Here is a 12,810-nt window from a genome sequence, read left to right as displayed (position 1 = left end):
ATTCTCGATGAACCAAAGGCGAAGAAATAAGTGAGCACGGATTCTCCTGACAGCCGAATCCTTCCCTCCGTACAACATGAGCCCTCCCTCCACCGTCATCTCCGTCGACTTCGAGTACTTCTCGCACACGCCAGCCTACCGGAACGCCCGCGGAACGGCGCCCGACCCCAACATCGGAGCGGGGGCCATGGACGGTCTCCTTGACGCGCTTAATGACGCCGACGCCGAAGCGACATTCTTCGTTGTCTCAGACATCGCGGAGCGTCATCCGGGACTTGTCACCCGGGTGGCCGACGCCGGCCACGAGATCGCCTCGCACACCCGCAACCATGTCCACCTCTCAGAGATCCCTTCCGAAGAGCGCCGCGCGGCGCTTCGAAACTCGCGTGAGACGCTCGAACAGACAGTGGGGACGCCAGTGACGGGGGTCCGCGCCCCGTCGTTTGACGTTCCGCCGGACTACTTCGATCTGCTCGCCGACGCTGGGTACGAGTACGACTCGAGCGTCGTCCCGTGCCGGAAGATCCCCGGCTGGTACGGCGGCGAGTGGTCGACGCGTCGCCCCTGCAATGCCGACCAACTCGTCGCCGGCGCACCGTCGACCGTCGCCGAACTCCCGGTCTCGGTCATGCCGGGGATCAGACTCCCTCTGACGGGGACGTGGCTCCGATTTTTCGGCGTCCGGTACACGATCATCGGTATGCGTCTCCTGGCCCGCCAGGGGATTACGCCCGTCCTCTATTTCCACCCGTGGGAATTTTGCGAACTGCCGGCAATAGCGGGCGTCCCGCGGCGAATCTACTGGCGCTCTGGGGAGTGGATGTGGCGCGCACTGGCGGCGATCCTTGACGAGGAATTCGAGTTCGTCACCGCCAGATCGGTCGTCGAAGGCCGTTAAAACCGACCATCACGGAACGTTGATACCCCCACCTAGGGAGTGGAAATGACTCACCCGGTGTCGACGTAGCCGAGTTCGCGGAGCCGCTGTTCTATTTCCGCGCTCGCCTCAGCTCGTTTGGCTACGCCCCGCTGTCCGCCGCTGTCGAGCGTGACGTCCGCGTCCCGAGCGATCAATGTTCCGAGGTCGCTCCTGACGGCAACCGACACCTTCTCGTGCCATGGGGCGACTGTGATCATCGTCTCCGAACCGCCCTCCGCGAGGGAGGTCCCATGCCACCCCTCTGGCGGTTCGATCCCAACGCTCTCTACCAGCGTGGGCGCCACATCAAGCAGACTTACCCGATCGTGGGCACTCTCGACGTTCTCGACGGCATCGAAACCGGAAAACACGAGCGGCACCTCGACAATCGGATCGACGACCCGACGGCGAAACCCCTGGTGGTAGAAGTAGCCCTCTTCGCCGAATTCGTCGCCATGATCCGCAGTGAAGACGAACGCCGGTTCGCCGTCGAGTTCCGAGAGTAGGCGCTCGATCTGTGTGTCCACCCGGGAGAGCGCGTCCCGGTAGGTTCGATCGATCACCTCGACTTCCTCGTCGGAAGGAGCCGGTGTCGAGAAGAGTCCCCCATCCCCGGCGGCACCGGCCTTTCGGTCAAGCGCCTTCGGGATGGCGTCGTCGCCGACGCCGTACGGTCGGTGGCTCTCCATTAGGTGGATCCAGAGAAACCGCGGCCCACGCGCATCGTTGAAGCGCTTGATCGCCATGTCGACGAGTTCCTCGTCGGGCGGGATTGAGGAGAGTACCGCCTCCATCGGGACGAGCCGACGGTAGAGTCGGCGGATGGGGACGAACCCGCCAAAATACTCCCGGACGCGACTTCGTCGGTTCTTGAAGGGGTTTTCCCCGCCGCCCTCAGTGAATGTCTCATACTCGTCGAAACCGGTGTCGAAACCGAACGCCGCATCTGCCTGCGGTGTCGGTGTCAGCCCGATGCAGGTGTAGCCCTCCGCCGCCAGGACCTCGGCGAGCGACCGTTCCGCCACTCTCGACTGGAGAACCGAGACGAGACTCGACGATAGCAGCCCCGCGAGGCTCGGACGGGTGTAGTGAGCGGGAGTGATACCCACCCGAGAATCAAACGACGAGAGAAATTCCATTGAATCGAAGTGGTCGTGGCGGACAGAATCCGCCGTGACGAGCACGATGTCCTTCATCACTCGTCTCGTAGGTCTCCTGATGGACGAATAGGCGTTGCGGTTCGGCCGACCCTGATACAGATCGTCGTCGATTCAGAAGACAATAAAGTAGATAGAGAACAACGAAGTAAACAAGTACCGACGCCCACGTACGTGAACCTACAGTCAATATGGATGTCTCGCTCTCGTCTCTTGGAGTGGTGATCTCTGCCCCGTTTCCGTCGGTACGCGGGCGAAGACTCTCGCGATCATGAATTCTGACCGTCGCCGTCAACTGTTGAAGATCGTCCGCTATGGGCTGGGCGTCGCCGCGCTGGCGTGGATCAGCCAGCAGGCCAAGTGGGGGCACGTTGTCGAGACAATCCGTGGAATGAACCCCATCGCCGTCGTAGTCATCCTTGTGCTGACGGTTCTGGGGGTTCTCTCCCGGTTCACCATGTGGCACGTCCTGCTTAACGCGCTCCGTCGGACACCGTTTTCGACGGCGGCACGGACGACTCTGACAGTTAACTTCATCAATCAGGTTATCCCCTCCCGCGTCTCGGGACGGTCGCTTGCGCCGGTCGTCCTGCGCCAATACACCAGGTACGACTGGAACGAACTCGTGCCGATCGCCGGCTTTCACACCGCGCTGTACGCAGTTCTCAACGGCGCGGTAGCGCTGGTTGGACTGGCACTTTTCGCCTCTTCCCTCTCGAAGGGTTTGCTCGTCGCCGTCGGCGCGTCTGCGGCGCTCTACCTCGTCGTTGGTCCGTCGATTTTACTGATGGGAACCCAACTGGAGGGGGCTGGCCGGGTAGCAGTCGCGGCACGTAACCGGGTCGGAATCGGGCGTGTTCCGCTCGTCGGGTCGTTTGCCGATCGGTTCTTCGGGGCACTCCCCACCTTCGGCGCGGACGCCGCCGACACCTTCGAGCGACTGGCTGCCGACTACTCCACGATTGCGCTCTACGCCGCCGGATGGACGTTTGCGATGATGGTCGTCCCGGGCGTCAGGACGTGGTTGTTGCTCAACGCGGCGGGCGTAGGGTTCTCGCCGCCGGTATTGCTCCCAGTCGTGCTCGTCATGGCCTACACTGTCACGCTGCTCCCGCTAACGCCGGGCGGCGTCGGCGTGGCGGAGGCGTCGGCGACGCTCGTGCTGGTCGCACTCGGCGTCCCCGCGTCCATCGCTGCGCCGACGATCCTCATCGACAGGTTCCTCGGCGTTTACCTCCCGGCGTTCGCCGGATGGATTCCAGCGATGCGCCTAAACGTCTCGTCAGTTCTCTCGGAGCAGGAGTGAGCTATCGCGTGCGTGGACTGTATGGATCCGACAGAAGTGACGAAATTGATGAAGATAAGGACTTGGTGAGGATGAGGGACCGATCGAGGTAGAAGAATCTATCTAGCTTGACCGAGCAACGGAGAGTATGACCCGAACATTCGTTCTTGGTCTCGACGGTGCTAGCTGGCGACTGCTCGACCCCTGGATCGAGGAGGGAGAACTACCCAACCTAGCGGCGCTTCGTCAGGATGGGACGTGGGCGGAGAGTCGAAGCTGCCTGCCACCGGTGACATTTCCGAACTGGAAGTGTTACTCATCAGGAAAGGATCCAGGCGGATTTGGCGTCTTTTGGTTCGAGCATGTCGATCTGGCCGAGGGGCGGATCGATGTCACAAACGGTAGTGACTTTCACACTGCCGAGATCTGGGACTATCTCAACGATGAGGGTCGAACCGCTGGCGTCGTCAACATGCCGACAATGTACCCTCCGCGCGAGATCGACGGCTTCGTCGTGAGCGGCGGCCCGGACGCGGTCACAGGTGAGTATCGCTCGATCGACTCCGGCTATACAGTGCCGGCGCCCCTCGCCGACGAGCTTGAAGAACGATTCAACTACCGCGTCCACCCGGATCCGCTGCTCTCATCGAACGACGAACGCGGCGCGGAAGTCGAGGAAATCCTTGACCTGTTCGACGCCCGTTTCGAGGCTGCCCTCTCACTGTTCGAGGAGCGTGATCTCGACTATCTGCACCTGACACTGTTCTACATTAACGTCCTCCACCACTTTTTCTGGGACGACGAACCGACTCGACGTGGGTGGCAGAAGATTGACGAGTGGCTCGGCCGGGTCGCGGAGCTGGAGGATACGGATCTTGTGTTGATGTCTGACCACGGGAGCACTGCGACAGTAACGGAGTTCTACATCAATGAATGGCTGGCTGAAAACGGCTACCAGACGCGGGAGCGGACCCTCGAAGACTACCTCCGCCCGTTCGGTCTCACCCGGGAGAACGCGCTACGACTCGCAAAACGTGCCGGTGCTGTCGACTTACTTGCGAAGACGGTCCCAGAGCGACTCCAGCAACTGGTGCCCCAGCAGGCAGGGCTCAAGCGTGGCCGGAAGCTGGAGGCAATCGACCTCGACCGGACGAAAGCCGTCGCGAGTTCCCAGGGACCGATCTACCTCAACCCCGCATTCGACGTCGAGTCAGTGCGCCAAGCACTGATGGCCGACCTCCGGATGGTCACGGACGACGAGGGCCACCTGTTCGCTGGTGTCCACCGCGGTGAGGACGTCTACACAGGTTCCTACGTCTCCGAAGGCCCAGAAATCGTTGTGGATCAGCGCCCAGGCGTTCACGTTAACGACGGTATCGGCGGTGGTCGAATCCGGACCGAACCAAACCGCTGGGCTGCGGAGAACACACGGAGCGGCATCTTCCTCGCCAGCGGCCCCTCGTTCGACGCGCAGGGGGAGATCGATCGGATCAGTATCCTTGACCTCGCACCCACACTGCTGGTGAGCGCCGGCTGTGACGTCCCGACGGACATGCACGGCGAAGTTCTCCCGATACTCTCCGACGAGCCGTCGTGGGAGCGCCGGGAACCGATCGCCGTGGACTCAGCCGGCGGTCGACGCGCGGCCGATGAAGTCTCCGACCGACTCAAACAGTTCGGATACATGGAGTAAACGGACTCCCATTACCGCTTCTTATCAATGAATATTTATTAGTAATAGGGGGAGTACCCGACGAATTATGACGGTTCTTGTTACCGGTGCCGACGGCTATCTCGGTTGGCCAACTAGTCTCCGCATCGCCGCCCGCAGCGAGACACGTGTTGTGCTCGTCGACAACTTCGTTCGCCGCCGATGGGTCGAGGAAGTCGGTTCGACGTCTGCTGTACCGGTCGCCAACGCAGACGAGCGGCTGGCAGCCGCTCGGGACATCCACAACCTTGGAAACCTCTCATTCATCGAAGGCGACCTTACCGATAAGGCGTTCGTCGACCGATTCCTCCGGGTTCACGAACCCTTGACGATAATCCACACCGCGGCGCAACCCTCTGCTCCATACTCCCAGATCGACGGTGACCGCGCAAATTATACCCAGGACAATAACCTCCAGGCAACCCGCAACCTACTGTGGGGACTCGAGGAGGCGGAGCTCACCGACACACACTTCGTTGAGACGACGACCACTGGCGTCTATGGCGCGCCAGATTTCCCGATCCCGGAGGGCGGAGCGAGGATGCATAACCAGGGACAGGAGGATGAGGTACCGTTCCCGGCAATGACCGGGTCATGGTACCACTTGACGAAAAGCCACGACGCAGCGAACATGCGTCTCGCCCACCAACAGTTCGATATTCCAATCAGCGACGTCCGGACGGCGATCGTCTACGGCACCGAGACTGAGGAGACGCGAGTCGACGACCGCTTGAAGACACGGTTCGACTTTGACTACTACTTTGGCACCGTCACCCATCGTTTCTGTGCACAGGCGGTCGCGGGCTACCCCGTTACGGTCTACGGAAAGGGGAAACAGCGAAAACCGTTCGTGAGCCTCGAAGATGCCGTCGAGGGACTTGCGCGGTTGGCGACCGACACGAAGGACGAGGAGGGTCTCACCGTCTACAACCAAGTGACGCGGGCCATTTCCATCGTCGAAATCGCCGACACGATCGCCCAGGTCGGTCGCGAGTTCGACTACGATGTTGAGGTCGAACACTTCGTTAACCCCCGCGAGGAGGACGAAACCCACGAGATGGAGATTGAGCATGATCGGTACGGATCTCTCATCGGCGAGCAAGCGCAGTCGTTCGAGGAGAGTGTACGCGACATCTTTGAGACGCTCACCCGCCACGAGAACACGATTGAAACCCATGAGGATCGCTTCCTGCCGGGCGTTCTCGCTGACGACTAACCATGCGTGTCCTAGTGACCGGAGGCTGCGGGTACATCGGTAGCGTACTCGTCCCGCAACTGCTTTCCGAGGGGGAGGTTGAGCGGGTGACGGTGTTTGACTCCCTCGAAGCGGGGTCGCCGCGCAACCTCATCAGAACTGGTCTCGGCGGGGATGCTGCACTCTCGTTCCAGCGTGGCGACGTCCGCAAGTACGGGTCAGTCGAGAGCGTAATGCGTGGCGTCGACGCGGTGATCCATCTCGCGGCGATAACGGGCGCCGACAATACACACAACCGTCGCGAGGAGACGTTCGCGGTCAATTACGATGGCACAGAGAACGTCCTTACCGCCGCCGGGAAACTGGGTGTTAAGACGGTCGTCTTCGCGTCCTCCTGCAACAACTACGGCCAGACGACGAGTAAAAGTCTGGACGAGGAGACAGACGCCGAACCGCTGAACCCGTATGCAGAGTCAAAGCTCCAGGCCGAACAGCTCCTCATGGAAGCGGTCGAGACCTACGGTTTCAATGGGACTGCGCTCCGAATGAGCACCAACTACGGGTATGCTCCTGGTATCCGATTCAACCTCGTCATTAATCACTTCGTCTTCCGGGCGCTCACGGACCGGCCGCTTACCGTCTACGGCGACGGGAGCAACTGGCGGCCCTTCATCCACGTGCACGATGCGGCGCGAGCGTTCAGCCGCGCCGCTTGTCACCCCGAGCGGTGGCTCCAGGCGGTGTACAATGTCTGGAGCAACAAGGAGAACTACCGCATCGCCGAAATCGCAAAAATCGTTCGAGAGGAACTCGATCAGTCAGTTGATATCACCTAACTGGGAGAAAAACAGCCTGGCCCCTCATACCACGTGAACTTCGACCGCCTCGGTGAGACCGGCTTTGAACTGGAGCTGTCAGTCCGAGACGGAGTCGTCGATCTCGCGCGACGATTTCGGGAACGCACCACCAAGCCGCCAACGCCGACAGCAGGACTCGGAGCCGACGGACGGTATTCGGGCTTATTCGGGAGCGGTGATGACGAATGACTGCCAACGACGATGCGTCGACGGGTGAGAGAACGGATGACGAAAAGACGCCGACGGTTGCAGTCACCGGCGCCGCGGGATACATTGGGAGCCGCGTCCTGTACCACCTCACGGCGGCCCACGCCGACTGGACAGTGACCGCGATGGACAACTTCTGGCTCGGCGATGTTCGGCAGGTCGGTGACGTCGAGATCGAACACGTAGACCTGCGCGACCGCGGTCAACTGGAATCATTTCTCAACGGCGCGGACGTCGTCCTCCACCTTGCAGCGATCACTGGCGTCCAAGACTGCGAGGAGCGACAGGACCTCGCCTACGAGGTGAATATTGGTGGGACGAACAACGTTGCTTGGTTCTGCCGCAAGACCGGCGCCGCGCTCGTCTTTCCGTTCAGCGCGGCCGTTCTCGGCGATCCCTCGGAATTTCCAATCACGATCGATCACCCGCGCGATCCGCTAAACTGGTACGGTCGGACGAAACTCGTTGGCGAACACGCTGTCGCCGCCATGGCCGATGGTGCCTTCCCAGCCCACTGCTATCTGAAATCAAATCTCTACGGCGAACATGAGGTCAACGGACGACCCGTCTCCAAGGGATCTGTTATCAACTTCTTCGTCAATCGCGTGTCCGAGGGTCGAGAGCTGACTGTGCACGAACCGGGAACGCAGTCGCGGAATTACGTCCACGTCGACGACGTGGCTCAGGCGTACGTGAAGAGCACAGAGTTGTTGCTCGACGATCTCGATCGCGGGAAGACAGGTGCCGAGGGATACGAGATCGTCGGCAATGAAGATATGAGCGTCATAGAGATCGCAGAACTAGTTCAGTCGATTGCCGCTAATGAGGCCGGTCGGGATGTCGAGAACCCCCGATCCGACGAGACGTTTGTTGAGTCCTTTGACGTCGACACGGCCCGTGCTCGCCACGAGCTAGGTTGGCGTCCCGAGCGATCCGTCGCCAAGAGCGTCCGTTCGCTCCTGCGTGACAAATGTCTTTCATAAAGGCTCCATAAACATGGATATAGACAAGGAGGGTGGCAATCTGAACAAGGAGATTAACGTTATTGGTTGAGACAGCAGTTGTCATTTACCTACTACTTCAGTTGTGGGCTTTCTCCTCGAATCTGTGTATATCAGCAATGTATTTGGCGATTTACGTAAAATAAGCGGATCACTGTCAGAACCTCGCGGTTCTGGTTGCGGATCTTCTTAGTATGCTCATGTTCACAGTGGCACACTAGACCTCGTCGGAAATTCTATCGATATAAGCATTGGAAACCATTTCGACTGACCGAATTTACTCTGATTCTGCGACAGTCATGACCGGGACCGGTGCGGAGCGCACTGTCTTTTCAGCGTCACTGCCGAGCAGAATACGATCTGTACCTGTCTCTCTGTCGCCTCCATCCCGACGGCGTGGATGTCATTCGATTCGATACAGTCGAGAATTTCTTCGACAGGCGTTCCGTATTCGATATGACGGGTGATAGTGGCAACTCCACGTGTTTCGGCCTCAGAGACGACGGTCTCGACAGCGTCAATTGCTGCCTCCTCATTTTCTTTTCCGGAAATCGTCGACCCGATGTCCGCTCCGAGTGTATTATCGTCGACAACAGAAAGGACGTGCACAGTTGCATCAAGCGCTACCGCAAGCTCAACGAGATGATCGGCAGCGTACGTCGCAACAGACCTTCCATCCGTCGGTATGGGGTTATTTTCATAGGGGAACTTAAGTGTCTCATCGGGCTGCGTGCGAGCTGTGAGAACGGGAACCGAGGAAAGCCGGACGACCTTCTCGGATACACTTCCAACAAAGTATACTAGTCCTACACCATCCATCAACCCAATCCATGCCCCTAATGTCTCTCCCGTTTTACGGACTGAAACGCTCTATCTCCAAATCGTTCAACGAGTCCACTACTAATGACACTCGAGAGGGCCATTCTAAAGGGAGATCAATCGAAGAGATAGAATTATCTCTCCTATGTAAAGTCCAAGGCGATTCCAATAATCATACCAATCATAATTCCTATCACAATCCCGAATGCGAAATTATTCAGGGCAATACCAAGTGCAACCCCAATACCAACTCCGACTGTAATTCCGATCCCTATTAGACCCCGATTGATTTTATCAGTGTCGTTAGCCATAAATCTCTGACAATCCTCTCTTTCAGAGGTCAAAGAAAACGATTCCGGATCAATACTGTTCGATTATGATGCTCCGCTGGTTTTCCATGCTGGCCATGCATGCAAATAGGACAAAAAGAACTACCGAACTAACCATTGATTCTATTTTATGAAATTTTCCCGATTGGCAGTGAACACCTAAGGCAATACTGTTTTCATAAGTGGGGTATTGCTGTGAGTGGAGGTATTGTTTATCGATTGTAGCGGTGATCATCAATCTCCGAAAAATTCGTCTCAAATGATGTCGAATAACCGTCTTTGCGTGTTGAGCGTGAGTCGTGGCGTGTAACCGCATAGAAGAGCAAACCAAGCCTGATTGCCAATAACAGTCCCTCTCCGGATTGAAGAAGCAGTCGCTCAGTGACATTTAAGTGGTAGTCAATATGGATAAAGAGGCGATACACTGGAGCGACGAGCCCACCGGGGACGGTGAATCTGACCTAATAGTCGATATCGACACGATACGCTTTGTGGGCTCTGATAATAGCCAAATAAACCAGCAACAGTAGCATACTACTCGTGACAAAAAAGATCCTATCTAAATAAGGAAATCCATCGATAACGGTACGATTGACGAGGTTTACGCACTGTTCGGAAACAACTGGTTCTTGATAATGAGGTTGGCTGTGCCGTAAGAAGGCGGAATTCGACTATTTCGCTCAAATCTAGTCATTATGAGACAACATGATTCGCTATCCACTTTCGTTAGAGACTTTGAAATGCTACTCTATAACAGAATCGCTTAACTAGACAGTGCAGTTCAGTCTCTATATATGGTGTGAACATTTACTATCAAAGGCATGATTGGCAGTTTGCGAGTTTTTCCATAGAATCTCTCAATAAACATATTGGGGATGAACTCGTTGTCCCCTCTGTGCACACAGAGAGAAAGCTGCTGATAGTCCTCCTGATTTTCACAATCTCTTCCTCAGGATGTTTCGGCACTCAAAACGCAAATCAAATATCGAAGGTTGAAAACAAGAAAACTATCAACACGTGCAAATCCGTTGATAAACCTGGGTATTACGAACTGAGAAGTAATATCACAAATGGTGGTGGGACTGGTATTTCCGAATCTTGCATCAAAATTCTATCAGGTGGCGTCGTTTTAGACGGTAACGGACATACAATAAGTGGGCGCGGAAATAGTCACACCACAGGAATTCAAGTGAGTACTTCGAAGGTAAATAGCGGTGTTAAAATACAAAACTTATCTGTTACTAATTGGCATAACGGAGTGGAGTTTCGGCAGACAATGACTGCTAATATAGAAAATGTCGAGGCGTCGTCGAACGTTTTTGGAATCTCAGTGGAGAATGCTTCCCAGGTACGAATTAAATCAAATACGATTCAAAACAATACCATCGGAATAAGAGTTGACGATGGTATTGACCAGATAGAAATAGGCAATAATTCACTTTCAAATAATAGAATAAATATATTATAAACCCGTTTCTACATCGAATTCTCGAGTTTAGCTTTGTGGACGCTTTATTGCATTAATCCATTGAGGCCACTGTTTTCGTTCAACACCCGAAAACGAACGGTCGCCGGACATGCCTTTGATACTTCGCGCGTCTTCTAGACTCCACACAGCACCATCTTCGTAAAAAAGGCCATTGAGAACACCTTTTTGTCGCATTGGGATCGTATACGCTGGCTTTAGCATGAGTGACCAAAAGAAATTGCCAACACCGTATTTGTGCAGAAGTGGCGCTAGTGATGAATAGTCTGGATACCAGTCTTCCACCGCTTGACTCGAGTTGTTCCAGCCAAATGAGGCCACCTTTTGCCACTCTGTTAGCCAAATCGGTTGCTCAACTTGCTCGGATATTTTACGATAATCTTGCAGTAAATCTCTAAATATATTCCTGCTAGATGGGTAATTGTAATGAAACTGTATTATATCGCTTCCCCAGTCGAGATAGTCCACGCTATTAATCAGACTAGTCGCACCAACCGTTAATGGAACTGCACCGCGGTACTGCTGAAGCGTGTAAAACATATCTTTAGCGAATTTCTTTACGTCGTTACGCCATCCTGGTTCATTCATCACCTCGATAGCGAGCATCCGGCCATCATCACGGTAACGATCCATAAACCACCGAACGAATTCTCGTGGTTTCGTCCACCGCTTCTTATCTTGAACGACCGCTAGCGAGGGAGACCGTACCGGTGTTGCAGTTTGGGGATCTGTATTTATTAAATTCTCATGGCTTGGTGTTGTGCCGACATTTTCGAATAAACTGAATAAGACGTTGATATTTTTATCTGCTGCGGTCGAGAGAAAATGGTCTATCGCTTTTCTATGAGCCCGTGGGTTTTCAAGCCAAAACTCATAATTCACCCATGTTCGAATCGCATTCAAATTCAACTGTGCCGCATAGCTGAGGTCACGCTCGATTATTTCGGGCGAATAATTTTCCCACATCTGGTAGAAATTAAAATCCCGAGTTGGTAGATAGAGAGCACCTCTAATATCAACCGGTGTAACCCTTTCCTTGTTAGAGGATGTTCCGGGCGCACTACAACCTGCAAGGAGACCAATCCCTGCTACACTACTCATCTTAACAAATCTCCGTCTCGTACCCGTCATTAGTTCTTACCTATGGAGATATCGTCAATGGTTGTAAGGATGAGGGAATTCATCCACTGAGTAGATCTAGAAAACCTAGTCAATACAGAAATGAAATATGGAGTATTAGACCTGTTTTAGCTTTCTGGTAGTATATGTTACTCACCGCAAATCTTCCTGGACCTTTTTTGTTTAGATGAGAGACAGCAGAGAAAGTGGAACGAGGGAATTGATTCATAATCCATGGATCGTTTGGATACTTTTGTTATGCTATAGCTATCTCTCTCGTGACTCTTGCAGCAAATGTAGGGTTCTCCGTGTTGCGTCTCTAACTCTTATGAAATAACGACTACGGTTATCTGTGCAGTACTGGGAGCCACAGATTATCATTTTTGCACTGAATATTATTAATGGGAAAATGGCAGAGTTGAGTAGGAAAAAGCTGTGTCAATTCTGCAGCTGATACTTGAGAAGTTACGGAGTGCTGAAGAGGAGTACAACGTTTGTAAATGCAAAAGTGCGTTGAGACCAGATCCACAATTACACCACGTATTGTTTGGCCGAGTTACGGCGGTAAATTAATTCGAAGAAATATTGATAGCTTCGATAATATAAATTCGTTAGTTGGTTAATATTTGCGAGTGCTACCCTACCTCAAATTCATTGCTAGAAATGCGATCTCATACTTTTTTCTTCATAGACCTTGCTGAATAGCCTGAGAGGCTATTTTCAAA

General features: G+C 54.8%; 9 protein-coding genes and 1 pseudogene. 7 read left to right on the top strand and 3 right to left on the bottom strand.

Annotated elements, in window-relative coordinates; genetic code table 11:
- Positions 1-76: 76 nt before the first annotated feature.
- Positions 77-898, top strand: a complete 822-nt coding sequence (locus LJF34_RS24945) for a polysaccharide deacetylase family protein (RefSeq protein ID WP_231188734.1) — start codon at positions 77-79, stop codon at positions 896-898.
- A gap of 50 nt (positions 899-948) precedes the next feature.
- Here the strand turns inward: LJF34_RS24945 and LJF34_RS24940 are convergent, their stop codons facing one another.
- Positions 949-2,115 (bottom strand): sulfatase-like hydrolase/transferase, encoded by a 1,167-nt coding sequence (locus tag LJF34_RS24940; protein WP_231188733.1) that lies wholly within the window; start codon positions 2,113-2,115, stop codon positions 949-951.
- Between the two features lie 232 nt (positions 2,116-2,347).
- On the opposite strand from LJF34_RS24940, the gene LJF34_RS24935 reads away from it, so the two are divergent.
- From LJF34_RS24935 to LJF34_RS24915, 5 genes and pseudogenes are all read left to right on the top strand, one after another.
- On the top strand, positions 2,348-3,382 hold the full coding sequence (locus tag LJF34_RS24935) for a lysylphosphatidylglycerol synthase transmembrane domain-containing protein (protein WP_231188732.1): 1,035 nt from the start codon (positions 2,348-2,350) through the stop codon (positions 3,380-3,382).
- A gap of 127 nt (positions 3,383-3,509) precedes the next feature.
- Positions 3,510-5,054, top strand: coding sequence for an alkaline phosphatase family protein (locus tag LJF34_RS24930; RefSeq protein ID WP_231188731.1), 1,545 nt, complete (start codon positions 3,510-3,512; stop codon positions 5,052-5,054).
- 67 nt (positions 5,055-5,121) lie between these two features.
- Complete coding sequence (locus LJF34_RS24925) at positions 5,122-6,288, top strand: NAD-dependent epimerase/dehydratase family protein (protein ID WP_231188730.1); 1,167 nt, start codon at positions 5,122-5,124, stop codon at positions 6,286-6,288.
- A 2-nt stretch (positions 6,289-6,290) separates the two neighbouring features.
- Positions 6,291-7,313 (top strand): annotated as a pseudogene (locus LJF34_RS24920) (NAD(P)-dependent oxidoreductase).
- Entirely contained in the window at positions 7,310-8,314 is a 1,005-nt protein-coding gene (locus LJF34_RS24915; protein WP_231188727.1) for an NAD(P)-dependent oxidoreductase, read from the top strand. The pseudogene LJF34_RS24920 and the gene LJF34_RS24915 overlap by 4 nt, the downstream one beginning before the upstream one ends.
- A gap of 315 nt (positions 8,315-8,629) precedes the next feature.
- On the opposite strand, the gene LJF34_RS24910 is transcribed toward LJF34_RS24915, so the two are convergent.
- Entirely contained in the window at positions 8,630-9,151 is a 522-nt protein-coding gene (locus tag LJF34_RS24910; protein WP_231188725.1) for a universal stress protein, read from the bottom strand.
- A gap of 1,224 nt (positions 9,152-10,375) precedes the next feature.
- Between LJF34_RS24910 and LJF34_RS24905 the strand changes: the two genes are divergently transcribed.
- Entirely contained in the window at positions 10,376-10,948 is a 573-nt protein-coding gene (locus LJF34_RS24905) for a NosD domain-containing protein (protein WP_231188723.1), read from the top strand.
- 27 nt (positions 10,949-10,975) lie between these two features.
- Here LJF34_RS24905 and LJF34_RS24900 read toward each other — a convergent pair whose 3' ends face one another.
- Positions 10,976-12,067, bottom strand: coding sequence for a glycoside hydrolase (locus tag LJF34_RS24900; RefSeq protein ID WP_231188721.1), 1,092 nt, complete (start codon positions 12,065-12,067; stop codon positions 10,976-10,978).
- Between the last annotated feature and the right edge of the window lie 743 nt (positions 12,068-12,810).

It is taken from the genome of Haladaptatus sp. DYF46 (assembly GCF_021083305.1).
In the GTDB taxonomy this organism is placed as follows: Archaea; Halobacteriota; Halobacteria; order Halobacteriales; family Haladaptataceae; genus Haladaptatus.
This window is presented reverse-complemented; position numbering and strand designations above follow the sequence as displayed.